Source organism: Azonexus sp. IMCC34842 (assembly GCF_050368855.1).
In the GTDB taxonomy this organism is placed as follows: Bacteria; Pseudomonadota; Gammaproteobacteria; order Burkholderiales; family Rhodocyclaceae; genus Azonexus; species Azonexus denitrificans_A.
The window spans coordinates 2,154,872-2,180,482 of the sequence record NZ_CP178449.1 but is presented as its reverse complement, the minus strand read 5'-3'; the positions used below and the strand labels follow the sequence as shown (position 1 = coordinate 2,180,482).

At 60.1% G+C, this 25,611-nt stretch carries 19 protein-coding genes; 15 read left to right on the top strand and 4 right to left on the bottom strand.

Translation table 11 applies throughout. The annotated features are described in order from the left end of the window. Window positions 1-4 precede the first annotated feature (4 nt). The 3 genes from tssM to ACLIKD_RS10300 all read left to right on the top strand — a co-directional run bounded on the left by tssM (window position 5) and on the right by ACLIKD_RS10300 (window position 5,648). A complete protein-coding gene (gene tssM / locus ACLIKD_RS10310; protein WP_428828258.1) occupies window positions 5-3,883 on the top strand; it encodes a type VI secretion system membrane subunit TssM in 3,879 nt (1,292 codons plus the stop codon). Further along, the gene (gene tagF, locus ACLIKD_RS10305) at window positions 3,880-4,863 is read left to right on the top strand and encodes a type VI secretion system-associated protein TagF (protein ID WP_428828257.1); all 984 of its coding nucleotides are present in this window, start codon (window positions 3,880-3,882) and stop codon (window positions 4,861-4,863) included. The genes tssM and tagF overlap by 4 nt, the downstream gene beginning before the upstream one ends. Window positions 4,864-4,934: 71 nt before the next feature. Then, on the top strand, window positions 4,935-5,648 hold the full coding sequence (locus ACLIKD_RS10300) for an OmpA family protein (protein ID WP_428828256.1): 714 nt from the start codon (window positions 4,935-4,937) through the stop codon (window positions 5,646-5,648). Between the two features lie 57 nt (window positions 5,649-5,705). Here ACLIKD_RS10300 and tssA read toward each other — a convergent pair whose 3' ends face one another. The 4 genes from tssA to tssJ all read right to left on the bottom strand — a co-directional run bounded on the left by tssA (window position 5,706) and on the right by tssJ (window position 9,591). Then, window positions 5,706-6,749, bottom strand: a complete 1,044-nt coding sequence (gene tssA, locus ACLIKD_RS10295; RefSeq protein ID WP_428828255.1) for a type VI secretion system protein TssA — start codon at window positions 6,747-6,749, stop codon at window positions 5,706-5,708. Between the two features lie 91 nt (window positions 6,750-6,840). Continuing rightward, window positions 6,841-7,614, bottom strand: a complete 774-nt coding sequence (icmH, locus tag ACLIKD_RS10290) for a type IVB secretion system protein IcmH/DotU (protein ID WP_226416075.1) — start codon at window positions 7,612-7,614, stop codon at window positions 6,841-6,843. Further along, entirely contained in the window at window positions 7,611-8,954 is a 1,344-nt protein-coding gene (tssK, locus tag ACLIKD_RS10285) for a type VI secretion system baseplate subunit TssK (protein ID WP_428828254.1), read from the bottom strand. Before tssK ends, icmH begins: the two co-directional genes overlap by 4 nt. Before the next feature lie 13 nt (window positions 8,955-8,967). Then, window positions 8,968-9,591: a type VI secretion system lipoprotein TssJ gene (tssJ, locus tag ACLIKD_RS10280; RefSeq protein WP_226416070.1), complete on the bottom strand. Its 624-nt coding sequence runs from the start codon at window positions 9,589-9,591 to the stop codon at window positions 8,968-8,970. Between the two features lie 170 nt (window positions 9,592-9,761). Here tssJ and ACLIKD_RS10275 point away from each other — a divergent pair, with 170 nt between their 5' ends. From ACLIKD_RS10275 to ACLIKD_RS10220, 12 genes are all read left to right on the top strand, one after another. Next, a complete protein-coding gene (locus ACLIKD_RS10275; protein WP_428828253.1) occupies window positions 9,762-10,391 on the top strand; it encodes a tetratricopeptide repeat protein in 630 nt (209 codons plus the stop codon). Between the two features lie 60 nt (window positions 10,392-10,451). Beyond that, a complete protein-coding gene (gene tssB / locus ACLIKD_RS10270; RefSeq protein WP_226416066.1) occupies window positions 10,452-10,964 on the top strand; it encodes a type VI secretion system contractile sheath small subunit in 513 nt (170 codons plus the stop codon). Further along, entirely contained in the window at window positions 10,961-12,445 is a 1,485-nt protein-coding gene (gene tssC / locus ACLIKD_RS10265; protein WP_428828252.1) for a type VI secretion system contractile sheath large subunit, read from the top strand. Before tssB ends, tssC begins: the two co-directional genes overlap by 4 nt. 31 nt (window positions 12,446-12,476) lie before the next feature. After that, window positions 12,477-13,013, top strand: a complete 537-nt coding sequence (locus ACLIKD_RS10260; protein WP_428828251.1) for an Hcp family type VI secretion system effector — start codon at window positions 12,477-12,479, stop codon at window positions 13,011-13,013. 49 nt (window positions 13,014-13,062) lie between these two features. Next, a complete protein-coding gene (gene tssE / locus ACLIKD_RS10255; RefSeq protein ID WP_226416059.1) occupies window positions 13,063-13,542 on the top strand; it encodes a type VI secretion system baseplate subunit TssE in 480 nt (159 codons plus the stop codon). Beyond that, the gene (gene tssF, locus ACLIKD_RS10250) at window positions 13,543-15,375 is read left to right on the top strand and encodes a type VI secretion system baseplate subunit TssF (protein WP_428828250.1); all 1,833 of its coding nucleotides are present in this window, start codon (window positions 13,543-13,545) and stop codon (window positions 15,373-15,375) included. It begins immediately after the preceding gene. Continuing rightward, a complete protein-coding gene (tssG, locus tag ACLIKD_RS10245) occupies window positions 15,339-16,403 on the top strand; it encodes a type VI secretion system baseplate subunit TssG (RefSeq protein WP_428828249.1) in 1,065 nt (354 codons plus the stop codon). Before tssF ends, tssG begins: the two co-directional genes overlap by 37 nt. 26 nt (window positions 16,404-16,429) lie before the next feature. Beyond that, complete coding sequence (gene tssH, locus ACLIKD_RS10240; protein ID WP_428828248.1) at window positions 16,430-19,135, top strand: type VI secretion system ATPase TssH; 2,706 nt, start codon at window positions 16,430-16,432, stop codon at window positions 19,133-19,135. A 29-nt stretch (window positions 19,136-19,164) separates the two neighbouring features. After that, complete coding sequence (locus ACLIKD_RS10235; RefSeq protein ID WP_428828247.1) at window positions 19,165-19,638, top strand: hypothetical protein; 474 nt, start codon at window positions 19,165-19,167, stop codon at window positions 19,636-19,638. 145 nt (window positions 19,639-19,783) lie between these two features. Then, a complete protein-coding gene (locus ACLIKD_RS10230) occupies window positions 19,784-22,540 on the top strand; it encodes a type VI secretion system Vgr family protein (RefSeq protein ID WP_428828246.1) in 2,757 nt (918 codons plus the stop codon). 11 nt (window positions 22,541-22,551) lie between these two features. Continuing rightward, the gene (locus ACLIKD_RS10225) at window positions 22,552-24,789 is read left to right on the top strand and encodes a hypothetical protein (RefSeq protein WP_428828245.1); all 2,238 of its coding nucleotides are present in this window, start codon (window positions 22,552-22,554) and stop codon (window positions 24,787-24,789) included. 11 nt (window positions 24,790-24,800) lie between these two features. Continuing rightward, entirely contained in the window at window positions 24,801-25,571 is a 771-nt protein-coding gene (locus ACLIKD_RS10220; protein WP_428828244.1) for a hypothetical protein, read from the top strand. The last annotated feature ends 40 nt before the right edge of the window (window positions 25,572-25,611 follow it).

Sequence of the window (25,611 nt, the reverse complement as noted above, 5' to 3'; positions counted from 1 at the left end):
ATCCATGATGTCCCGAATCCGTTCCCTCCTGACTGACTCCCGTTTTCTTTCCTTTGTTGGGGTGGCCGCTGTCGCTGCCTTCTTTTTCCTCGGCGCCAAGACGCTGAAGGTGGCGATGATCTGGGCGGCGCTGGCCAGTGTCGTCATCCTGGTTGCCTGGGTCGCCGTCTGGCTAATCCGCCGACAATGGGCCCGGAAGGCCGGCGAGGCGATCGGTTCGATGCTCGAACAGCAGGGCGAGGCAGCACAGAAGCGGGCCAGCGCAGCGGCCGGCGCGGAGATCGAAACGCTGAAGCAGCGGATGCAGGAAGCGGTCAAAACGATCAAAACGTCGAAGCTCGGTCAGTTGTCCGGCTCGGAGGCGCTCTACGAGTTGCCCTGGTACATCACCATCGGCAATCCGGCCGCCGGGAAAAGCACCGCCATCGTCAATTCCGGACTGAAGTTTCCCTATGACGATGGTGGCAACGCGATCATCAAGGGCATCGGCGGGACGCGTAATTGCGACTGGTTCTTTACCACCGAAGGGATCTTGCTCGACACGGCCGGGCGTTACTCGGTGCATGAGGAAGACCGCGAAGAGTGGCTGGGTTTTCTCGGTCTGCTGAAAAAACACCGGCCGCGCGCCCCGATCAACGGGATCATCGTCACCGTCAGCATCGGCGAACTGATGGGCAATTCGCCGACCTTCGCCGTCAATCTGGCCAAGAGCCTGCGCCAGCGTGTCCAGGAATTGACCGAAAAACTGGAAGTTTTCGCTCCGGTCTATGTCCTGTTCACCAAAGTCGACCTGATCCCCGGCTTCCATGACTTCTTCCTCGATCTCGACTGGAACGAGCGTGACCGAGTGTGGGGGGCGACCATTCCCTACGACAAATCGAACGGCAATGAACTGATCACGTTGTTCGACCGCCATTTCGATGAACTCTACGAGGGGCTGCGGGCGATGAGCGTCGCCCAGTTGTCGCGGGTACAGGGCGAGAACTCCCTACCCGGGCTGCTCACCTTCCCCTCCGAATTCGCGGCCATCAAGCCCGCCCTGCAAGCCTTCCTGGCTACGCTGTTTGAAGACAATCCCTTCCAGTTCAAGCCAGTTTTCCGCGGTTTCTACATTACTTCGGCAATCCAGTCGGCCGACATCAAACCGCTGTCCAACGACCGGATCATGCGGAAGTTCGCGCTGGCCGGGGGCGGAACGCCGCCGGTTCGAGCGGCGCTCAACCACGGTTACTTTCTCAAGGAGCTCTTCTCGAGTGTCGTCTTTCCCGACCGCAATCTGGTTCGCCAGCACACCAGCAAAGCCAAGCTCCAGTTGCGCCAGTTCGCCGTGCTCGGCGCCTTATGTCTGCTCGGACTCGCTATCGGCGGGTGGAGCTGGTCTTATCTCAACAATCGCAGCCTGCTCGAGAATGTCGCGCAGGATGTCGCCAAGGCGGTGCGGGTACAGGAGGGACGGATCGATCTCCAGTCGCGTCTCGAAGCCCTTGAGATTTTGCAGGATCGCCTCGGGCAGCTCGAGCGCTTCAACGAGGATCATCCGATATCGATCGGCTTGGGTCTCTACCAGGGCGAGCAGATGGCCGATCACTTGCGCCGCGAATACCTGGCCGGGGTCAGTAATGTGATGCTGGTGCCGGTTCGGGAAAACCTTGAAGCTTTCCTCCATGAAGTGAATGCGCATGGCGACCATCTGAAACCGCAGGCCGAGGCCGTCGGCAACTCGGCCGTTCGGCCATCGGGTCCGAAGCCTTACAAGGATGCCACGCCCTCCGATGTGGAAGATGGCTACAACGCGCTGAAGACCTATCTGATGTTGTCCAGTCGCGAACATATCGATGTCGGTCACCTGTCCGACCAGATCACTCGTTTCTGGCGCGGCTGGCTCGAGGCCAACCGGGGCACGATGAGCCGCGAGCAGATGATTCGTTCGGCCGGCCGGATTCTCTCTTTCCATTTGGAACATGCGAACGATCCGGCCTGGCCGACCATCGAGAACAATCTGGCGCTGGTCGACGAAGTGCGCGACAAGCTGCGCCAGGTGGTGCGCGGCATGCCGGCCGCCGAGCGTGTTTATGCCGAGATCAAGGCGCGGGCGTCAACGCGCTTCGCCCCGGTAACGGTGGCCAATCTCGTGGGGCCCGACAATGCCGCATTGGTCGCCGGTAGCCATGTCGTTTCCGGCGCCTTTACCGTCGAGGCATGGCGGGAATACGTCCAACCGGCAATCAAGGATGCAGCGACCAGCGAGCAGAAAAATGCGGACTGGGTGCTGCAGACGTCGACCAAGGACGACCTGACGCTGGAAGGCAGCCCGGAGCAGATCCAGAAATCGCTGATCGCCATGTACAAGCGCGACTACGCCGAGGAATGGAAACAATTTGTCCAGGGCATCACGGTGGCTTCCTTTGAAACCTTCCCGGCGGCGGTGGCAGCGATGAACCGCCTGGGCGATGCCCAAACTTCGCCGGTCGGCACGCTGATCAAGGTGATTTTCGATCAAACGGCCTGGGACAATCCGGCGATGGCCAACCTCGGACTGGATAAAGCACAAAAGGGCTTTATCGAATGGTTCAAGCGGTCGGTGCTGCAGATGTCGCCGAGCCGTGTCCAGGTCGACCTCAATGTTTCGGCGAAAACCGCAGAGGTGCCGATGGGGCCGATCGGCAAGGAGTTTGCGGGGGTCGGCCGACTGGTCATGCCGCGTGACAAGTCCGATCCACTGCTCGATACCTATCTGAAGCAGCTCTCCAAGATACGTACCCGATTGAACCAGTTGAAAAACCAGGGCGATGCCGGGACCGGGGCGCTCAAGCTGATGCGCGAGACGATCGACGGCGGCTCCTCGGAACTTTCGGAAACCCTGCGTTTTGTCGATGAACAGATGCTGACCGGGATGCCGGACAACCAGCGGGCAGTGCTTCGCCCACTGTTGCTGCGGCCCTTGCTGCAGTCCTACGCAGCGATCATCAAGCCGGCTTCGGAGGAACTCAACAAGACGTGGGAGGCTCAGGTATACGAGCCGTTCAATCGCAAGCTGGCGATCAAGTATCCGTTTGCCGCCGGCTCGAACATCGAGGCCTCGCCAGCCGAAATTGCCCAGGTATTCGGACCGGAAGGTGCCATCGCCAAGTACGTCGAATCGGCCATGGAGTCGCTCGTCGCGCGCCGAGGCAATACTGTCACGCCGCGCACCTGGGGTGATCTTGGCTTGGTCCTGCAGGCCGAGTTCATGAACGACTTCGCCCGCTGGGTCTCGCCGCTCGAAGGGGGCGCCGCCTCCGATGCCGGAGCCGGAGCCGGGGCCGGCGGCGCCAGTCAGGCGCAAACGGTCTTCATGGTGCGTCCGCAACCCTCGCCAGGAACCACCGGCTATGTCATTGAAATCGATGGGCAAAAACTGAATTACCGTAATGGCGTGGCGCAGTGGGCCAATTTTGTCTGGCCGAATGCCAGCGGGACACCCGGTGCGCGCATCACGGCCACAACCTTCGAAGGCAAGATCGTCGAAATCATCAATATTCCGGGGCGTTTCGGCCTGGAGAAAATGCTCAACTCGGCCAAGCGTGCCCGGCAACCGGACGGCACTTTCCGCCTATCCTGGGTGACGGATGGTGTCGAGATCGATGTTGATATGCGTCTGGTCAGCAGTGCCCAGGCTCAGGTCGCATCGGCCAAGAGCGAGGCGGGGGGCGGTATGCGTGGGCTGAGCGGCCTGGTGCTGCCGCGTACCGTAGCGGTTGCCACGGCGCCTTCCAGTGTGGCCAACGCGGCAGAGTCCCCGGTTGCCAATGCCGCCACGCCTCCCGCCGTGCCGCCAGCCGCACCGGCCGGCGTTGCGCCACCCGGGCTGGCCGCCGCAAAGTTGCCGGGGAGTGGGCAATGAGCAATGTGATTGCCTCGCCGGCAACCTGTTTCGGCAAGATTCCGTCGCGCGGCGACTTCGTCAAGGGCGCCGGTCAGCACCAGTTGATCACCGTTCTTGATCGCTGGGTCTCGCGGGCCATGGAGCAGCTATCGGAAGACCCGCGCTGGAAGATCGTTTACGACAGTGCCTGCGCGGTCGATTTCGCCTTTATCGGCGCCCATAGCCGACTGTCGGTCGCCGGTCATCTGCGGCCGAGTACCGATTCCTCGGGGCGGCACTTCCCGTTCATTACCGCCGCAACCATTGAACGCGACGATTCGCTGATGTTCCGTTGCGCACCGGTTGGTCTGGCCTACTCCTACGCCGCATTGGCCAGAATTTCGGAATCCGGCGTCAAGGGGGGCGAAGTGGCTACCTTGCTGGCGGAGCTCGACACGGTCAATTGTGCGGCTGATTTTGAAACCGCGATCCAGACCGATCCGCTCGGTAATTTCGTGCGCCGGACGTCTCTCGAATCGCTGGCGGCCATGCTGGGCTGGTCGGGCGCCGAGCAACTGCGGCGGATCATTCTGGCCATCGGTTTGCTGATGCGTCCCGTCCTGGGGCAGGGCTCGGTTGCCATCGACAAGGATCTCGTTTTGCCATTGCCGGCCGACGAACGTTATCGGAATCTGGTCGCCGGCTTGTGGCTCTATCTTGTTTCGGCCTTCCTGCGCAAGACGACCGTCGAATTGCAGCTGATCATCGAACGACGCGCCGAATCTCCGCACTTGATCCTCGGCTTCAATGGTGCAGCACCGAGTACCCTGCTCGCAGCCATTTCACCGGAAACCAGCGCCGACAGGATCATCGCGTTGGTCGATCCGGAGTGGATCGACGATCAAGCCGCGCTGAGCAACGACTACGGCGTCGCCAAGCTCTCCACCTATCTTGCGCAGCCAGCGATTACGCTGGAGTTGGCCATCACTACATTCAGAGAAGTTTTCCTCGGGGAATAGGCATGAAAATCCGCATCTTTTTTAGCTCGCTCGCTTTTGCATTCAGTACAGCCATAGTGCAATCCGATGCAGTGGCAGCCCCCGAAGAACCCGGTAAAGTCGTCGCTTCCGGTACCGTTCCCGACGAAGCTGCACGCGCCGCCATTCTCGGAAAATTGCGCGATCTCTACGGCGCGGCAAATGTCACCGATCGCCTGGAAGTTGGCGGCGTCGTGCCGCCACCCAACTGGACCGAGCACATGACCAAACTGCTCAGTGCCAATATTCAACAGGTGCACAAGGGGCAAATGCAGGTCAATGGCACCCAGGTTGCGATCAAGGGGAATGTCGCTAACGAGGCTTTGCGCCAGCAAGTGGTCAGCCAAATGGCGACCTCTCTCAACCCGACCTACACCGTTGATAATGGGCTTGTCGTCGCCGCTGGATCGGCGCAGACCGTGCTCGACAAGACCTTGTCCAACCGCGTTGTCGAGTTCGAGAGCGGCTCAGCGACACTGACGCCGGTCGGTCGCGTCATCCTCGATGAAATGGCTGCGGCGATCAAACAGATCGGCACACCGAAGGTGCAAGTCATCGGGCATACCGACAGCGTCGGCAATCGCCTCGCCAATGTCGGCCTTAGCCTGGCCAGGGCCAACAGCGTACGGGCCTATCTGATTGAGAAAGGGATTCCGGCCGATTCATTGAGTGCGGTCGGTTCCGGCCCCGATCACCCGGTGATGACGAACGACACGCTGGAGGGCCGGGCCAAGAACCGTCGTATCGAGTTCCGGCTGGCCGGCTGACGACCTGTCAGCCGGGCTGGTAATCATCCATCGGTGAGCGCCGGCTACGCCAAGGCGTCAGCCCTGGCCGTGTTCCAACTGGCCGGCTTCGACGCCGAGCAACTCCTCCATCCGGGACAGCGCGGCATCCTCCTTGAGGACGGTGCGCAGCCATTCGTGCAGTGGCATCGCGCCCCATTTTGCCGCCTTGTCTGCCAGATAGGCGACCGGGCTGTGCGGTTCGGTCCGGCGGAAAAACGCGGCAATGTCCTGCAATTGACGGATGGCCTGCTCGCGGGACTGGATCTGGCCATTGGCCGGAGGGGAATTGCCAAAGGATGGCTCGATGCGCCCTGTTCCATCGAAATGCGGCGGGGTATTGGTCGGTGTTGCACCTGTTCTGGATACCTCCGGCGCCCTGCTGTCGGAGGCCTCTCCGGCATGGCGCCGGAAAAAGCGGAAAACATCTTCCAGCGCATCGAAGGTTGGGCCAAAGGCCGGTGCCTGTTGGCCCATGCGCTGGTCAAGCACCATTTGCAGAGCCTTCATCGCATCCTTCAGGTACTCCGCATCCTGCATGCCGTCAACGAAATGACGCGTTGGGGTATCTTTCAGAGCGCTTTCGAACGTGTCGAGGGTGACACGGGCGGTACGCCCCAATTCGTCGGCCATGCCCGGATTGCGTTCGATGTTCTTGGCCATCGCCCGGGCCGATTCCTGATCGATCGCCGAAAAATTTCCCTTGGCGGAATGAGTCAGCGGTGTTTCGCGAATCAGCCGTGCGGTCTGATTGACCAGCCAGTCTAGGACCCCGACGCGTTGCTCGAGATCGCCGTCCTCGGGTTGCGGATGAATGTCATCCCAGAATGCACCGCATAAATGTCCGAGCAGCGAATATCCCTCGGCCAGTCCGGCCAGTCCGCCAATTTTGCCGCGGGCTTCGGTGAGCCAGGCAATTACCCGGAGATCCTTGGCTTTGTTGGCCAGCAGCGTTTCGCAGACGCGGATCACGTTTTCCCAGTCCGCCTCCTTGACCTCGGTTACCCATTCTCCCTGGGCGAGCGACGGATCCTCGAAGCGCCGGGCCTCCTGAATCGCATCGAATTCAGCGGAAAAAATCAAATCCTCGCCGCATGGACCCGATGCGGATTCCAGTGGGCGGACCAGATGCTCAAAATCCATCGTAGTTGGCCTTTGTCAAAATATGCCCGGTTCAGGGCAGGGTGATGGTCAGCGTCGGGGCACGCGGTGCCAACTGAACGATGCTCTTGAACGGTGACAGGATTTCCTGAACGGTGTGTCTGGCATGCCAGTCGAGGCCGACATAGGCGACCAGGCCGAACAAAGCAAGCACGGAGACGATGACCCAGAAGGGAATGTCACGCTTGAGGGCGTTCGAAATGCTGTCTGGGGCAGCCCAGTGAGGAGCGAAGGGAGCCGCCTTGCCCTTGATGTGGGCGATATGTTCGCCAAGCTGCGAAGTCAAATACTTGAGCTTCTCCGGCCCTTCCAGCAGGTAGCGTCCCTTGAAGCCGACGAGCAGGCACATGTGGAAGACTTCCAGCGCATTGATCCGTCTGGCGCCTCCATTGCGGGCCACTTCAAGCTTGTCAAAAAAATGTTCGCCGGCCAGTTGGTCGCCAAAGAGAACGAGTTGCAGAGGCCGGCGCGCCCAGACTTCGCGGATATTCATCTGGGAATTCAGGACGGCTTCGTCGGCGGCGGCACAGAAAGCGTACTTCGCATCGAAGATGTCCTCGGCGCTGAAGTCATTCTTCTTGGCGGTTCGCTCGAAGTGATCGAGGAATTTCTGGATGTTGCCGGCAAATTCCTCGGTGTCCTTCGGGGCGCTCCGGTTGTGCAGCAGGATCAACATGTAGAAGCCGTCGTACAACAGGTCGACGAGGCTCTTGGCCGGGCGGTCGGTGGTCGACTCGTCCGGCTGCTGGCCGGGGGCAAGGGAAAACAGGCTGGGTGCGTTGGTCATGGCGTTACGGCGAGCATTTCAATTTTGAGGTCCCGGTAGCTTTCCGGGGCATAGATCATTACGGACTGGGCCTTGAGCATTCGCTCGTACAGCGGGCCGTGGGCATCGAGCGCAAAGTAGCTGGCGCCGGGGCGGACCGGGATCGGCGCCGGGACTTGTGCGGCATGCGTCAGGCGGACGCCGGACATCGCCGAGAGCACCAGTTTTTCGACGTCATCCGGTGCGCCGACCTTGATGCGCAGCGGGATGGATTCGATGATTTCCGACTGTGGATGCGACGCCGTGATCGACAGATAGAAGGCGGTTTCGCCGTTGATCTTTTCGGAGTCGAGGTGGCCGGCATAAAAGGCCTGTTTCGGCTGGCTCAGGGCGATGGCGAAATAGCGGGTCGAAATCACCGTATCCAGCAATTCGCGCAGGATCAGATCAAGGCGCGCGAAGCCGGGGCCCGGTTGGGCGTGATCGTAGGCCGGAAGATCGTTCAGCGAATAGCCTTTGGAAAAGGTCATCAGCCCGCCGGCCAGCCGGAGCAGTTCCTGAAACAGGCGTTCGGGCGAGGTTTCCGGATTGCGAAACAGATGGGTTAGCGTGGCGCAGGCGCTGCTCGCCGTGTGGAGCAGCCAGAATGAGGCAATGTCGCCGGAGCGGAATTCGATGACGTTCTTCGAAGGCTCGCGATGAAAACCATACAGTGCATCGACCTTGGCCAGCAGGGCATCGATCTGGCGACGCAATTGCATGTACAGGCTGGGCGCACTGCGCAGGCTGATTGACGGCGGCAGGAAAGTCGGATCGACCTCGAAGCCGTCGCTGGCGGTGCGTCGAATCCGGACGATGGGAAGCGTCAGGAACTGGTCGCGGGGCTCGCTGGCCGATTTGATGTGGGAAATCTTGCTCAGCGTTGCGATGTCGGCCTCGGCGGCATCGGTGAACAGATCGGGATTTTCTCGGGGAACGATCAGATAACGCGCCTGGCCCGAATCAGCGCTGTTTTCAGTGCAATTTCCACCGTGCGCATTAAGGTGATGGAGCGCCAGAAAGAAGTCAGTCGTGCCTTCTTCGGTCACCGCGGCATCGAGCGCGAGGGGCGGTGGCAACTGATCGACATCGGGGGCGGTGAAGAAATCGCCGTTGGCAAAAATGGCGTCAATCCGGTTGAAACGCAGAATCCCGCTTTTCAGTGAATCGAGATCGATGTCCAGGTCACGAACGCCCCAGGCATAGGGCTGAGCAGAAAGCAGAGTGCGCCGGATCAAGGCCTCGGCATGGGCATCTTGCTGCTGGAAGTGTTGTGGACGGAGAAATAGCCCCTCGCCCCAGAGAATCTTTGGATTGTTCATTGTCGTGGATTTACTATGAATTGCATTGAACGCCGACCAGCGACTGGACTGAATCGGGGCTGATGTCGGTGATCAAGGCACCTTTGCTGGCGGTCAGCGCACAAGCATGGGCGCCAACGATGATCCCCGTATCGAATGACTGCTTGGTGTCGAACCCTAGTTTCCAGCGCTGAGAATAGGGCGCTCTGAACATGCCGACGATGCCAATCGTCGTTGCATCTCCCGGAACCTTGAGCGTCAGATCGTAGGATTTTCCCGGGATGACGGTGATTTCACGAACCGAAACCAGTTCCTCCCCGAGCGCTTCCTTCTCGCCCTCGGGTGTCGAGATCTGCGGGTAGGTCAGCGTCTTCAGGCGTTCCGGGGAACGCAGGATATACACCTTCATGACCAGCGACAGCGATTTTCCACTGCTTGTCGTATTGAGCTGTTCGCCACCAAAAATCTTGACCGACAGGTCTGTCAGCTTCTTGGTCGGGTCGCCCGTATCCTTTTTGATGACACCGGTGGCTTCAAGAACGAGACCAACAGCCGAACTGGCCAACTGGACGCCCGACATCGAACTGCATCCAGATATCAGCACGGCGATGAGCGCGATAAGCAAGCTGAAGAAACGGCTGGTGCGTGCAATGGTCATTGGTGTGTGGGTATTTCGAATGGAATTATTTCAAATAAATGCATGTAGCATTTATGTCATTGAGTTGATAATGACAGATGGGTAATGTACTATGCGGGCCTTCTCAAAGCAAACCCAATAGCATTTTTTGGCATTCGAGTTATGTGTATTGGGTTTTATATGGAGTGCTTATGCTTGCTCTCAGACAGCGTGTTTTTATTCTTTCCCTGGGGATGGTCGCGGTGTTGTCAGGCTGCGCGACGGGCAAGGTGACGATGACCCAGGATCAGTTCCTGGAGGCCATGGGAAAGTCCAATATCAAGATCGAATCCCTGCTGGATAAGGGCAATCAAGAGGAGGCTGTGCGTCTTCTCGATGATTTGGCCAAGAAGAATCCGGATCGCAAGGAACCGTGGGGCCGTCTGGCCAAGGTCTATTTCGATGCCGGTAATTACGCTCAGGCAATCGTTTCGGCAGAAGAGGTTTTGCAGCGTGACACGACCGATCGGGCCGCGAAAAGCATTCGTGCCGTCGCTGGCCTGAGGGTGGCCGCCCAGTCGTTGACCGATCTGCGCAATGACGTCGAACTCAAGGGCAATGCGCGTTCCGATGCGGCAGGTCTGGCCAAGGTGATGCGCGAAACGCTGGGTGAAGAAGTCCTGGTTCCGCCGGAGGAGTTGGAGGAGCGAAAGAAAAGGGAAGCGGCTGCGGCGGCTCGCGCCAAGGCGCGGCTGGCGGCCCGGAAGAAAGCGAGTGCCGGCGTCGAGAGCGCGCCGCAGGCCACATCGTCCGGTGGTGATCCGTTCAACGTTTTGAAGTAATCCGCTTGGTGCTTGGTGTTGTCCGGGTGGTTGTGGCGACTATTTATTCGGGAGAAAGTTGTGGCGAAAAAAGAGAGTGTTCAGAAGCGGTTGCAGAAGGTTCGTCCGCCCCGCGTTCAATTGACGTATGACGTCGAGATCGGCGATGCCATCGAGGCCAAGGAACTTCCTTTCGTGGTCGGCGTGCTCGGCGATTTCGCCGCCCAGTCGAAGGAGCCGCAGGGCAAGGTTCGCGATCGCAAGTTCGTCAACATCGACATGGATAATTTCGACGACGTCATGGAAGGCATGGCACCGCGCACCGCCTACCGTGTGAAGAATCGTCTGACGCCGGGCGGCGGCGAGATGGGGGTCGATATCGAATTCAGGAAATTTGAGGATTTTCGACCCGAATCCGTGGTTCAGCAGGTGGAACCGCTGCGCAAATTGCAGGAGGCCCGTGCCAAGCTGGCCGACCTGCGCAACAAGCTGGCCGGGAACGAAAAGCTTGAAGACCTGTTGAACGACGTGCTGAACAATACCGAGCAGTTGCATCATCTGGGTGGCAAGACGAACGGCGGGAGCGAGCAATGAGCGTCCAGCAAGCTGTTGCCGGTGGCGTTGCCACGGCTCACGAAGCCAGCATCCTTGACCAGATCATTGAAGAGAGCCGGGTGGCCCAATCCGATCAGGAGAAGAATCGGGCGCGCGACATCATCAGCGAATTGGTGAGTCAGGTTCTGGAAGGCGAAGTCATCGTTTCCGAGAATCTGGCGGCGTCGCTGGATGCCCGGGTCGCCGAGCTGGATCGCCTGATTTCCGAGCAACTGAGCGAAGTGATGCATGCGCCGGAATTCCAGGCTCTCGAAAGCGCCTGGACCGGCCTGCACTACCTGTGCAAGCAAACCTCGACCGGCGTGCAGCAGAAGATCAAGCTGTTCAATGCGACGAAACGCGAACTGGTCAAGGACTTCAAGACGGCCATCGATTTCGACCAAAGCGCACTGTTCAAGAAGGTCTATGAAGAAGAGTTCGGGACTTTCGGCGGCGCGCCTTTTGGGACGCTGATCGGTCAGTTTGATCTGACGCGCCAGCCCGAGGATATGTACTTCATCGACCAGATGTCGCATATCGCGGCCGCCGCGCATGCCCCGTTCATTACCGCCGCCGCGCCGCAACTGTTTGGCCTGGAGTCTTATACCGAGCTAGGCAAGCCGCGCGACATGGCCAAGGTGTTCGATACCGTCGAATACGCCAAGTGGAAATCTTTCCGTGAGTCGGAAGACTCGCGTTATGTCGGCCTGGCGCTGCCGCGTTTCCTCGGCCGTCTGCCGTACAACCCGATCGACGGCGAGGTTACCGAAGGTTTCAATTTCGTCGAGGAAGTCGATGGTACAAACCACGACAAATACCTCTGGTGCAATGCCGCTTTCGCCTTTGCCGCCCGTCTGACCACCGCCTTTGAAAATTACGGCTGGTGTGCCGCGATTCGTGGTGTCGAGGGCGGTGGTCTGGTCGAGGACCTGCCCACCCACACTTTCCGTACCGACGATGGCGAAGTGGCCCTCAAGTGCCCGACGGAAATCTCGATTACCGACCGGCGCGAAAAGGAACTCAGCGATCTGGGCTTCATTCCACTAGTGCATTGCAAAAATACCGACTATGCCGCGTTCTTTGGCGCCCAGTCGTCGCAGAAGCCAAAGAAATACGATACCGATTCGGCCAACGCCAATGCCTCGCTGTCCGCGCAGTTGCAATACATGTTCGCGGTGTCCCGCATTGCGCATTACATGAAGGCCATGATGCGCGACAAGATCGGCAGCTTTGCCTCGGCCGCGAATGTTCAGAACTATCTGCAGCGCTGGATCGATCAATACGTTACCGCGGACGATTCGGCATCGCAGGAAACCAAGGCGCAGTTCCCCTTGCGGGAAGCGTCAGTCGAAGTCAACGAAGTGCCCGGACGGCCCGGTGTCTATCGGGCGGTGTCGTTCATCCGGCCGCACTTCCAGCTTGACGAACTCTCGGTGTCCCTGCGTTTGGTCGCCGAGTTGCCGCAATCCAGCAAGAGCTGATGTTTCCTAACTTTTAAGGAGAAAGCACCAAATGAAGGATATTTACGTTGAGTTCAAGGGCAGTGACATCAAGGGTGATTCTCGCGATGCCAAGCACAAGGACCAGGTTGAAGTGTCGACCTGGAGCCACACGATGCGCCAGCCGAAGTCGGCTACCGCGTCGGCGGCCGGTGGCCACACCGCCGAGCGGGTCGAACATGGTGAAATGATCTTCACCAAGGATATCGACGGTTCCAGCCCGAAGCTCTACCAGGCCTGCTCGTCCGGCCTCGTGGTGAACGATGTCATCGTCTACTTCTACCGCGCTTTCGGCGGCAAGAACACGACCGGCAATCCGTCCGGCACGCAGAACCGCCATCAGTATCTGAAGATCGAACTGAAAAACGTCATCATCGCTTCGGTTTCTCCGTCGGTCGATGGCGAAGGCGTCCCGCAGGAAACCTTCTCGCTGAAGTACTCTGCGGTCAAATGGACCTACGACGAGCTGAATATCGACGGTAGCAAGTCTGGCAAGGTGAATATCCAGGGTGCCTGGAACCTCGCCAACAACACACCGAATCTGACCTGATCGTCAATGTCGTGAAAAGCACGGCGGAAACTCGTTTCCGCCGTTTTTTATGATCAAGGGTTTCGAGCCATCCCTCTTCGACAAACTGTTTGACGACCTGCCCGTCGGGGCGGCGCGTTGGCGGTTGTCGCTTGAACAATTGAAGGATTCGGTCGCCCGCGATCTGGAGGCCTTGCTGAATACGCGCGTGATTCTTGGCGAGGAGCATGACAAGAGTTTTCCCCTTGCCGTCCGTTCGGTAGCCGGGTTTGGGCTGTCCGATTTTGCCGGACTCAGTTTGGCCAACGTGCATGATCGGCGGCGCATCTGTGCCTCGATTGCTGCGGCAATCGCCGCCCATGAGCCGCGTTTGCGCGACGTGCGCGTCGAGCTCGAATTGCACCGCAAGACAGTGAATGCCCTGTATTTCTCGATCAACGCCGTGCTGTTCGTCAGACCGGCGCAGGAGCCGGTTGCCTTCGATGCGCTGTTGCAACCGACCAGCCTGCAATATTCAGTCAGCCGGCATCGGCCGCGCCCGGGAGCCTAATTGGAAGATCTTCTTCCTTACTACGAGCGCGAGCTCACCTTTCTCCGCCAGCACTCCCGTGAGTTTGCCGAGCGTTATCCGAAACTGGCCGCTCAACTACTGCTCTCCGGCGAAGGCTGCGACGACCCGCACGTCGAGCGGATGATCCAGTCCTTCGCGCTGCTGACCTCCCGCGTCTCAAAAAAGCTCGAAGACAGCTATCCGCAGTTCACCGAAGCCCTGCTGAACGTGCTTTACCCGCATTACCTGCGGCCTTTTCCCAGTTGTTCGATCGCCCATTTCGATCACGGCGGCAGCGAGTTGTCCTCGGTGGCCAGTATTCCCCGTGGCACAGAGCTGCAGTCGCGGCCGGTCAAGGGCGCTGTCTGCAAATTCCGTACGGCCTGGGATGTCCAGCTGACCCCGGTGGCCATCGGTGAACTGTGCTTCGATCCGGTGGCCACGGCGCCCGGCGAAGTGCGCCTGCCGGTCGGCTGCAATGCCATCCTGTCGTTTGCGTTGACTCTGCGCGGCGGCAATAGCGAAACCGGTTTTGCCAAGTTGAAGAAGTTGCGGATCTACATCGATGCCGAGCCATCGGTCGCCTCGGCTTTGCGCGATGCCCTCTTTCTGCGCCGGCAGAAAGTCTATGCGGTGGGGAACGATCAACGCTGGCGTATTGCGCGCGACGGTCTGATCGGCGAAGTGGGCTTTGCCGGCGACGAAGCGCTGATCGACATGCCGGACACGGCGCATGGCGCCTACCGCTACCTGACCGAGTACTTCTGCTTTCCCGAAAAATTCAATTTTTTCGATCTCGATATGGCTGCGTTGCCCTCGGGGCTGCTCGCCGAAGGGAAAATAAAACTGCACATCGCCCTCGGCGATCTGCGCGCCGACAGCGATGCCTCGCGCCTGCTGCAGACCTTGACGGCGCAGAACCTGCGCCTCGGTTGCGTGCCGGTGGTTAATCTGTTCGCCCAGCGCGGCGACCCGATCCGGGTCAGCAATCGCCAGGCGGCCTACCCGGTGGTGGCCGATGGCCGGCGGGCCTACGCCTACGACGTCTATTCGATCGATTCTGTGCGCCGGGTCCGGCAGACGCCGCAAGGCGAGGCGATCACCGAATTCCGCCCGTTCTTTTCGTTGCGCCACGGCGAGACGCCGGACCGCAACGGCTATTACTGGTATGCCCAGCGCGATCATCTGGTGGCCGAGAGCAGCCCCGGTTACGAAACCTCGCTGTCCATCGTCGATGCGGATTTCGATCCGGTCCAGCCGAAGACCGATGTCCTCAGTCTGCAACTGACCTGCACCAATCGCGAACTGCCAACGCTGATGTCGGTTGGCCTGCCGTCCGGCGACCTGTTCCTCGAAGGTGGTTCCAGCGTACGGGCCATCAAGTTGCTGCGCAAGCCGACCCAGCCCTGTCGTTTTGACCATCGGCGCGATGGCCAGTGGCGGATCATCTCGCACCTGTCGCTCAATCATCTGTCGCTGACCGGCAGTGGCCTGGGCGCCTTTCAGGAAATGCTCGCACTCTATGATCTGCCGCGTACCGCCGCGTCGCGCCGGCAGATCGAAGGCGTCCTCGCTATCGAACAGCACGACAAAACAGTGTGGATGGCCGGCCAGCCGTTCGCCTGCTTCGTCCGCGGTCTTGAAGTCCGCGTCACCATCGACGAATCGAGTTTCGTTGGTAGTGGCCTCGATGTCTTTGCCCGCTGCATCGACCATTTTCTCGGCCTGTATGTCAGCCTGAACAGCTTTATCCAGCTGGTCGTCATTTCGAACCGAACCGGAGAGGAACTGATCCGATGCGCACCCCGCAACGGCGAGTCGATCCTGGCATAGTCGAGCACAGCCTGCAGGAGCCGGAACGCTACGAGTTCTTCCAGCTTGTCCGTCTGTACGAGATGGTTTTCAAGAAGGAGGCACGGGCTTTTGGCGGCGATGCCGTCAGCGAGCGTATCCGTTTCCGCAATTCGCTGCGCCTCGGTTTCGCGCCCAGCCAGGTCGATGCGATGCAGCCGCGCTACCGGCGCGACGCGGCCGGGCTGGAAACCGCCGAACTGGAGCAGGTCGAGATCACGCCCAGTTTCATGGGCATGCTCGGGGTCAATGGCACGTTGCCGATTCACTACACCGAGCAGGTTATTCATCACGAGCGCTTCAAGCGCGATGCTTCCGGGCGCGCTTTCCTCGACTTGTTTACCAACCGGGCCGTCGGTCATTTCTACCGCGCCTGGAAAAAATACAAGCTGCCCGTCCAGTACGAAACGGACCGCCGCAACCGTTTTTTGCCGCTCGTCCTGTCGCTTGCCGGGCTCGGCTTCGATGCGCTGCGCGAGCGGATGAGCACCGCGCCGGGGGCGATCAACGACGAATCGGTCGCCTTCTTTGCCGGCCTGCTGCGCCAGCGGCCGGTCTCGGCCGAGACGCTGGAAAAGGCGCTCGGCGGCTACTTTCGCGAGAAGGTGGTGGTCGAACAATTCGTCGGCCGCTGGTATGTCGTACCGACCGAGCAGCGTTCGACGCTGGGTGGCAAGAACGCCGTGCTGGGCAGCAATACCCTGGTTGGCGAACGGGTCTGGCAACGCAATCTGCGCATCCGCATCCATATCGGGCCACTGACTCACGAGCGCTACATGGCTTTCTTGCCGAAAGGCGAGATGGCCGCCGGGCTGGAAAAAATCCTCACCCTGGCCACCGGCGGCCAGTTCGAATATGAAATCCGGCCCATCCTGCGCGCCGCCGACGTCAAGCCGCTGGCGCTGGGCAAGGGGCAGGGCGGCCGGCTCGGCTACGACACCTTCATGCTGACTCGGCCGGCCAAGAGCGATCGCAGCGATACCTCCTATCTCACCCATTTCATCAACTAATTTCTTTCGGGCAACAGACCAACGCGATGAGCACCTCACTGAAGACCCTGATCAGCAAACTGAACAGCACCTGCCGTCAGGCAACCGAACGCGCCGCCAGCCTGTGCATGGCCCGCGGCAATTACGAGGTCGATCTCGAACACCTGCTGCTGGCCCTGATGGAACAGCCGGGCAGTGACCTGGCGACCATCCTGCGCCGCTGTGCGATCAGCCCGACCGGGGTCGAGCGCGAACTGAACCAGGAAATCGACCGTTTCAAGAACGGCAATACGCGGACGCCGGTTTTCTCAACGCACATACCCAAACTGTTTGAACAGGCCTGGCTGATCGCCTCGCTCGATGCCCGCCTGCCGCGCATCCGTTCCGGCCATCTGTTGCTGGCGCTGCTAACCGAGCCGGAACTGGCGCAACTGGCGTTTCGTGGTTCGAAATTGCTGGCCAAGGTCAAGCTCGAAGAGCTCAAGCATCAGTTCGACAAGATCACCGACGGCTCGGCCGAAGCTGCCGAAGTGGCCGGCCTCGGGGCGGCGCCTGGCGGCGAGGAAGAGGGCAGCGACCCGCTGGCCGGGGCAACGCCGCAGGCCGGCAAGAGTCCTGCCCTCGACCAGTTCACCACCAACCTGACGCAGCGTGCCCGCGACGGCAAGGTGGACCCGGTGATCGGCCGCGACGGTGAAATTCGCCAGGTTATCGACATCCTGATGCGGCGGCGCCAGAACAACCCGATCCTGACTGGCGAGGCCGGTGTCGGCAAGACGGCGGTGGTCGAAGGTTTGGCCCTGCGCATCGCGGCCGATGATGTGCCGCCGCCGCTGATCGGCGTCGAACTGCATACGCTCGACATGGGCTTGCTGCAGGCTGGCGCCAGCGTCAAGGGCGAGTTCGAGAACCGCCTGAAAAACGTCATCGACGAGGTCAAGAAAAGCCCGAAGCCGATCATCCTGTTCATCGACGAAGCCCACACGATGATCGGCGCCGGCGGCCAGTCCGGCCAGAACGATGCGGCCAATCTGCTGAAACCGGCACTGGCCCGTGGCGAGCTGCGTACCGTGGCGGCCACTACCTGGGCCGAGTACAAGAAGTATTTCGAGAAGGATGCGGCGCTTGCCCGGCGCTTCCAGGTGGTCAAGGTCGAAGAACCGACCGAGCCGCTTGCTGCCGCGATGCTGCGCGGCATGGTGCCGCTGATGGAAAAGCATTTCGGCATTCGTGTTCTCGACGAAGCCGTCACTGAAGCCGTCCGCCTGTCGCACCGCTACATCAGCGGCCGGCAACTGCCGGACAAGGCGATCAGCGTGCTCGACACGGCCTGCGCCAAGGTCGCCCTCGGCCAGAGCGCGACGCCGGCGCTGATCGACGAAGCCGACAAGCGTCTCGTCCGCGAGCGCGCCGAACTCGCCGCGCTGGAGCGCGAAGCGGCCAGCGGTGCCTGGCACGATACGCGAATCGGCGAACTCAAGGCGCAGATTGCCGCTGTCGAAGCCGATCTCGTCATTTACCGGACGCGTTTCGATGAAGAAAAGGCGCTGGTCAGTCGCATTCTCGAACTGCGCGGCGCGCTGGAAAATCCCGAAGGTGCGGGTGAAGAGGGCGTGCCGAAGGCCAAGCCGAAAGCGCGCAAGAAAACGGATGCCGCGACTAGTGGCGATGGCGAGCTCGACAAGGCATTGGCTGGCCTGCGTGAGTTGCAGGGCGAAAACCCCATGGTGCCGCTGCAGGTCGATGGCCACGTGGTGGCCGAAATCATTGCCGCGTGGACCGGCATCCCGCTCGGCAAGATGGTCAAGGACGAAATCAAGACCGTCCTCAACCTGAAACCACTGCTGCAGGAACGGGTGATCGGCCAGGACCACGCGCTGGAGGCCGTCGCCCAGCGCGTTCGTACGGCGCGCGCCAATCTCGAAGATCCGAACAAGCCGAAAGGCGTCTTCATGTTCGTCGGCCCCTCCGGCGTCGGCAAGACCGAAACGGCACTGGCGCTGGCCGATATCCTGTACGGCGGCGAGCGCAAGCTGGTGACCATCAACATGAGCGAATACCAGGAAGCGCACACCGTCTCCGGCCTCAAGGGCTCGCCGCCGGGCTACGTCGGCTACGGCGAGGGCGGCGTGCTGACCGAGGCGGTGCGCCGCAATCCGTACAGCGTCGTGCTCCTCGATGAGGTCGAGAAGGCGCATCCGGACGTCCTCGAACTGTTCTTCCAGGTGTTCGACAAGGGCGTGCTCGACGATGCCGAAGGCCGCGAGATCGATTTCCGCAACACGCTGATCATCCTGACCAGTAATGTCGGCTCGACCCAGATCATGCAGTCCTGCCTGAACAAGCCGGCCACCGAATTGCCGGCCGCCGATGCCCTGGCCGACGCCCTCCGCCCGGTGCTCTTCAAGTCCTTCAAGCCGGCCTTTCTCGGGCGGATGAAGGTGGTGCCCTATTACCCGATCTCCGATGAGGTGCTGGTCAGCATCATCCAGCTCAAGCTCGGCCGCATCCGCGACCGCATCGCCGCCAACCACAAGGCCGAGTTCATCTGGGACGACAAGCTGGTCGACGCCGTGCTCGCCCGCTGTACCGAAGTCGATTCCGGCGCCCGCAATGTCGATCACATCCTCAACGGCACGCTGTTGCCGGAGATCGCCGAAGTCGTGCTCGGGCGCATGGCGGAAGGTGCGGCGGTCGAACGGATCAAGGTCGGGGCCGGCAAGAACGGTGAATTCAAGTACGTCATCAAGTAACAGGCTGCACCTTTTCTGGAGGTAATCGCATGCTCAATCTGAACTACGCCACCCTGGCCGGCGCCTATCATCACTATGCCGCCCTGAACCCAGCTGAACTGTTCGCCACGCTGGGCTGGTCGGACAAAGCCGGCAGCCCCGGCTACACCCATAACGGCGCCGTATTGACCAGCCTTGCGCTGCTCTCGGCCAGTGCTCCGCTAAGTGGCCCGTTGAAGATCGAGGCCGGGCCGCTTGCCGGCCGCACGGTGCAGAACGGCGCCAACCGGCTGGCTGCCTGGCTGGCTGAACGCCATGCCAAGCCGGAGATACTGTCGCTCGCCAAAGGGATGGCCGATGTTGCCTATCAGCTGTTTGGCCGCCGCGGCATTGTCGCCTTCATCCAGGGCAGCGGCCCGGCTGGCGGTTCGATGGCGCTGCTCGATGGCCGCAATGCCGCTGCCGTGTGTATCGCCGCCGAAGGCCTGCATCCGCTCGAAGCGCATTTCTGGGAAGTGTCCTGATCTGAAAGCGACGATCGCCATCGCCAATTCCGATATCATTATGCGTTCGGCGTAAATCGGGACGGCCAGGCGGCCAAATGCCGCCGACCCGTGCCTCTTGATTGAATCGGCTCTTTCGCCAAACTTACTCGTTGATTGCCTGACCATGAACAACATCCTTGACCTGATTTCCGGCGCCGGCTGGGGCCAGAATGCCCGTCTGCTGACCCTGACGACGCCGGCCGGGCCGGATGCCTTGCTCGCCGAAACGGCCCGCATTGACGAGGCACTTGGCCCGGTTGCCGAACACGCCGGTTTCCGCATCGAACTCACGGTCCTCACCGCCAATGCCGAGCAGTCGCTGACCGCCTTGCTCGGCCAGCCGGCGCGGCTCGACCTGCAAACCAGTCAATCGCGCACGACGCTTCGCCCGTTCCACGGTCACATCACCGATGTCGTCCGCCTTGGCGCCAATGGCGGCTTTGCCCGCTACCGGCTGATCATCGAACCCTGGCTCAGCTTCCTTGGCCACAACCGCGACCACTATCTCTTCCAGGACAAAAGCCTCATCGAAATTGTCGACGAACTGCTCGGCGACTGGAAATCCCAAGGCAAGCTGGCCCCCGACTGGCGCTGGGACCTGGCCGACGCGGCGGCCTACCCGAAGCGCGGCATGACCGTGCAATACCAGGAAACCGACCTTGCTTTCCTGAAACGCCTGCTCGCCGAAGAAGGCCTGTTCTGCTGGTTCGAGCACGAAAGCGGCAGCGGCGAAAGCCTCGGCCAGCATCGTCTGGTCATCGCCGATCACAATGGCGCCTTCAAGGACAACGTACAGTCGCGCATCCGCTACACCCAGGCCGGTGCCACCCTCAGCGAAGACAGCCTCGACCGCTGGCATGGCCTGCGCCAGATCGACACCGCGGAAATCAACGCCAGCAGTTGGGACTACCGCAGCCTGTCGCCCCGTCCGCAAAGTGCCGGCAGCGCCATCGCCAACGGTACCGTTCCCCGCACCGTCGCCTGGCACGACCCCGGTCAATACGCCTGGCAGAACAGCGCCCATGGCGAACGCATGCAAGGCAACCAGCGTCAAGCCATCGACGCCCGCCTCAAGCAATACCAAGGCGAAGGCACCGTCCGTAGCGGCGCCCCGGGCACCACCTTCAGCCTGGCCGAGCATCCCGAACACGATCTCGACGCCCCGGAGCAACGCCAATTCCTGATCACCGCGATCAGCCACCGCGCCCGGAATAACCTCGGTGAAAGCATTCCCGAACTGATCGACAGCCTCGGCCCGGTAGCCGACGACAACGAAATTCCCTTCGCCCAGCTCACCGATTTCTATCGCAACCGACTCAGCGCCATTCGCACCGGCATTGCCTGGCGGCCCGAAGGACGACACATCAGCGGCCGCCCCACCGGCAACGGCACGCTCACCGCCATCGTCGTCGGCAGCGGCCAGCCCACCCACACCGACCGCGACGGGCGGGTCCGCGTCCAGTTCCCCTGGCAACGCGGCGGCCAATCCGCCGCCCGCCAGGAACACCCGACCGGCGCCGACAACGCCCCGGCCAGCGACACCCTCGGCGTCTGGTTACGCGTCATGGCCCCGGTCGCCGGCAGCAACTGGGGCGGCCACCTGACGCCGCGCCCCGGCCAAGAAGTCGTCGTCGCCTTCCAGAACGGCAACATCGACCGCCCAGTCATCGTCGGCAGCGTCTACAACGGGCAAGGCAGCGCCGACGCCCAAGGCAACCAGATCGGCAGCGGTACCATGCAAGCCAGCGCCAACGCCCCGGCCTTCTTCGCCGGTCAGGACGCCGCACCACACACCCACGGCGCCAGCCTCTCCGGTCTCAAGAGCCAGCAACTGACCAGCAGCCAAAGCGGGCAGGGCGGCTACAACCAACTCGTCTTCGACGACACCCCCGGCGAATCGCGCATCGAACTCGGCACCACCGAACACCTCAGCCATCTCCAACTCGGCCACCTCAAACAACAAAGCGACAACGCCCGGCAAGCCGACCGCGGCCACGGCGGCGAACTCGCCACCCAAGCCGCCACCGCCATCCGTGCCGGCAACGGCCTGCTGCTCAGCGCCGACGCCCGACCTGGCGCCAGCAGCACGCAACTCGACAGCCGCGAACCGATCAGCCAAACCGAAACCGCCCAAAGCCTCAGCCACAGCCTGGCCGATGTCGCCGCCAAGCAGAACGCCGCCCTCAAAGGCGACCCGGCCGCCGACCAACTACCGGCGGTAAACGCCCTGAAACACGCCGGCGAAGTCATGCGCGCCACCAGCACCCAAGGCGCCCAAGCGGCCAGCGGCAGCGACATCAAAACCACGCAAGGCGGCACCGGCAGCATTCCGGCCTGGAGCGAACCGCGCATCCAATACGCCGCCCCTGGCGGCATCGCCCAACTCACCCCGAAAAACCACCTGCTGGTCGCCGGCAAGAGTCTCAGCATCGCCAGCAACCAGGACACCAACCTGATCGCCCAAGGCAACCACAGCCTGGCAACCAAAGACGGCCTCGCACTGTTTACCGTCGGCAAAGCCAGCGGCAACAAACCGAACAGCGAAACCGGCATCCACCTGCACGCCGCCAGCGGCCAGGTCAGCCTGCAAAGCCAGAGCGGCAAGACCACGGCAGCCGCCGACAAGAAAGTCACCATCGCCAGCACGACCGCCAGCCTGACCGCCAGCGCCAAACAGAAAATCCTCGCCACGGCGCAGGGCGCTTACCTGAAGATCGAAGGCGGCGACATCAGCGTGCATGCGCCCGGCAAGGTCGAGTTCAAGGGGAGTCAGAAGAATTTGACGGGGCCGAAGAGTAGTTCTCCTCAAACCGTCAACTTTCCCCGCTCCGAACTCATCATTGATACCAAGAAGACGGCGAAGTACCCCGTTTCGCTGTAAGGAATAGACGCATGATCATCAGTCCTCCATTTCTCCCTGTGCGTGCCGCCAACCAGACCGACGACGCCTGGCTTGATGCTGCCATGGTTGCACCAACATCCCGGCCTCAAAGCACCGGGGCGCCTGAGGGTTCGTTCCCATTGAGTAGCAAGCTGGAATGGCATAACGGCATGCATTTGCAAGGCCAAGCTGGTGCGAATGGTCAAACCGTTGTTCGGGCAATAGCGGACGGCAAAGTGGTCTATGTTGGCAAACCCAACAAGGCCAACAACAATGCAGACGATGCGCAGAATTTCAATCCGTTTGGCGAAGGTCCGACATGGACGGACAACGGCTGCGTCATCGTCGAGCACACGACCGAGATTGGTGCCGCTGGAGCGCAAGCTACCGAAATCGTCTATTACAGCGTCTACATGCACCTGAGCGAAATTGCCCGGATCACACCTGCCGGACAAACCGCCAAGCGAATACTGCAAAAGAACGATAACGTTTGGCGCAAGGATGAAATCGGTAATGCCGGACAAATCTATAGCCATGCCGGGCAAACCCATCTTGAAATCTGCGTGGACGAAGCCAACCTGACACGGCTCATTGGTGGTCGAGCCCCGGCCTGGGTTGATCCTGCCAATATCCCGGCCCCAACTGCGGATGGTCGTACCGACAGTGTGTTTGGTGCAATTTGGTTTTATCTGCCAGCGAGTACGCCAACCGCCACCGCGGAACCTGCCAATCATCTGCGCAGTACAACTCAACCCACACTCAACCAAATAGTCTGGCTGAAAATGACCTACGCCAGCGGAGCCTGCACCTTCGAAAGTTACGACAATACCGGGCGCTCACTGGGCGCCTTGCCAGCTCAGGCCAACGCTGAATACAACCTTTATACCGAAGCCAGCCGGCGACACAACGCACTCCCGCAGGCCGACAAGAACGGCAGCAGCCCAAGCGGTTGGTACGAACTGCTCCGCTTCGGTCGCAACCTGGGCCGTGGGCCTGCTGCTACCGACAAAGACCCCTTGCCGGCCAATGCCGCACACTGGCGCAGAATTCCCGGTGCGGATGGGCAGCCGATCTGGGCTGACCTGAATGCGGAAGGCACATACAAATTCAGCGATGCCGATTTTTTACCGATCCAGGGCTGGAACTTTGTCAATGACGATAGCACTCCTGACGATCAGCGTTGTGACTCCAGCAATCTGAAAAACCTGATTGCCGATCCGGATACGTCGAATCAGAACCGGATGGAAACAACCGAACTTGCCCGCCGCCTTGGAGTGCAGGAAGTAGCGAAAAGACTACGCCGGATGATTTGCCGCTTTCCGAGTGAATGGAATCAATCCACGATTGAAACCCGGTATGCCTTCGTGAAGGAACTCGACGCCTTCAAGGAAAACCCCGATGCCTGGAAGCCGATGGCTGCCCATATGAAAGCAATCAGTTTTAGTGATCTGCCCACGGAATATATCGGTGCCGACTGGCGCTTTCATCCAAGGGAGTTCATCGCGACATTCAGAAAGTGCATGTGGTTGCAGAAACGGGATTTGAAGCAGATCTTCACTGGCATCGATAATGCCTATCTTGCACAGGTGCGCGACGAATTGAACAGAGTTTCAGGAAAACACTTCCTAAATACTGCACTGCGTCAAGCACACTTTTTCGGGCAGATTCGGCAAGAGGCTGGCGCCTCGATGGCTGCAACGTCGGAGAACCTCAATTACGCTCCCGCTGTGCTTAAGAGCAAATTCAGTTACTACGCACAAAATCCGCAACAAGCCGATACCGATGGTTATACGAAGGACGCTAGCGGACACATCACCAAGGCCGCAGATCAGGAAGCGATTGCAAACAAAGCCTATGGAGGTCGAAACGGCAATGATCAGCCGGGAGATGGCTGGCGTTATCGAGGGCGTGGGTTGAAGCAAGTGACAGGGAAAGTTAATTATGGGGATTTCAAAGATCAGTACGAAAGATATTGGGACAGTGGGCGGCAAAATTTTGTGAATTTGCCCGATCTGTTAACGCAGTTTCCCTATTCGCTGCGTTCAGCCGTGTGGTTCTGGGCTGGCAAGGGTTGCATGAAACCTGCCGATACGGGGATTGCCGACTCAAACGTTGATGCAGTAACGGCCATTGTGAATCGTGGCGAACTTGGGCAGCACAACGGTGATGGCAGCTACAACGTGAGCAATGACAGCCCGGCCATTAATCGCCGTAATTACGCGAAAAAAGCTTACGAAATTCTAAATTGATTGGGGAGTTCATGAAATTTGTTGCGCATTTTTTTTTCTGTTTGCTTCTGTTGAACGGGTCATCGGTCCAAGCCCAGCTAATCCTGGAAAAGTCAGTTTCTCCGCGACAGGCTGAGCAATATGTACGCTCCATTCCTCTTGATGAGCGAAACGCTTACGTGCAGAACCATGGTGCGCCTTATGTTTATGAAGAAGGAGCTGTTAGTCAGACAGGCCTAACCGCTGTCACCTCTCAAACGGAATATGCTTGGCGATTCAAAGAGCACGATATTTTTTATTCATACGTTAAAGCTTTTCGTACTGACTTAATTCCTCCTCCTCGTTGTAGCCCTGATGTTTTGCCCGATCAGGCGCTTGATTATTATGAGTGTCGTTCGGCTGTACGTGCCTTCGTCCAATGCCACCTCTTTGTCTTCGACGTAAACCGGAAACTCATTGCCGTTCAACCGCTAAAAATTCCCCAGCCGGACTACATCGAAGCCAAACCCTCGTGTTTCGACGTTCACGCGATGGCTCCCGCTCAGGTGGTCAAGGATGGGATGCTTATTGTTGCCAGCTACTATGACAGTCGATGGACATGCAATGCCGGCCAATATTGCGCATCGAATAATCCGGCTGCGTTCCCGGATCCGCTCTACAAAACCACATTTCTTGTGCGCTTTGATAAGGACGCGGAGGGTAAACTGGTGTTAAGCCAGGATGACAGTTGTCTAGGTAGCCTCAATAATTACGCGACTATAGCCAGTGCCCGAAAAGCCTTGAGAAAAGCGGGGTGCAAATAATTCGGGTAAATCGTGCCTGGTTTCAGCGCGAATTGGAATC

What these genes read in the sequence shown, in the direction of transcription:
- tssG (WP_428828249.1), top strand. Translation starts at nt 15,339, where the DNA reads ATGCGCACCCCGCAACGGCGAGTCGATCCTGGCATAGTCGAGCACAGC.
- tssE (WP_226416059.1), top strand. Translation starts at nt 13,063, where the DNA reads ATGATCAAGGGTTTCGAGCCATCCCTCTTCGACAAACTGTTTGACGAC.
- ACLIKD_RS10225 (WP_428828245.1), top strand. Translation starts at nt 22,552, where the DNA reads ATGATCATCAGTCCTCCATTTCTCCCTGTGCGTGCCGCCAACCAGACC.
- ACLIKD_RS10235 (WP_428828247.1), top strand. Translation starts at nt 19,165, where the DNA reads ATGCTCAATCTGAACTACGCCACCCTGGCCGGCGCCTATCATCACTAT.
- ACLIKD_RS10220 (WP_428828244.1), top strand. Translation starts at nt 24,801, where the DNA reads ATGAAATTTGTTGCGCATTTTTTTTTCTGTTTGCTTCTGTTGAACGGG.
- ACLIKD_RS10275 (WP_428828253.1), top strand. Translation starts at nt 9,762, where the DNA reads ATGCTTGCTCTCAGACAGCGTGTTTTTATTCTTTCCCTGGGGATGGTC.
- tssC (WP_428828252.1), top strand. Translation starts at nt 10,961, where the DNA reads ATGAGCGTCCAGCAAGCTGTTGCCGGTGGCGTTGCCACGGCTCACGAA.
- tssK (WP_428828254.1), bottom strand. Translation starts at nt 8,954, where the DNA reads ATGAACAATCCAAAGATTCTCTGGGGCGAGGGGCTATTTCTCCGTCCA.
- tagF (WP_428828257.1), top strand. Translation starts at nt 3,880, where the DNA reads ATGAGCAATGTGATTGCCTCGCCGGCAACCTGTTTCGGCAAGATTCCG.
- tssJ (WP_226416070.1), bottom strand. Translation starts at nt 9,591, where the DNA reads ATGACCATTGCACGCACCAGCCGTTTCTTCAGCTTGCTTATCGCGCTC.
- tssH (WP_428828248.1), top strand. Translation starts at nt 16,430, where the DNA reads ATGAGCACCTCACTGAAGACCCTGATCAGCAAACTGAACAGCACCTGC.
- tssM (WP_428828258.1), top strand. Translation starts at nt 5, where the DNA reads ATGATGTCCCGAATCCGTTCCCTCCTGACTGACTCCCGTTTTCTTTCC.
- ACLIKD_RS10230 (WP_428828246.1), top strand. Translation starts at nt 19,784, where the DNA reads ATGAACAACATCCTTGACCTGATTTCCGGCGCCGGCTGGGGCCAGAAT.
- icmH (WP_226416075.1), bottom strand. Translation starts at nt 7,614, where the DNA reads ATGACCAACGCACCCAGCCTGTTTTCCCTTGCCCCCGGCCAGCAGCCG.
- ACLIKD_RS10260 (WP_428828251.1), top strand. Translation starts at nt 12,477, where the DNA reads ATGAAGGATATTTACGTTGAGTTCAAGGGCAGTGACATCAAGGGTGAT.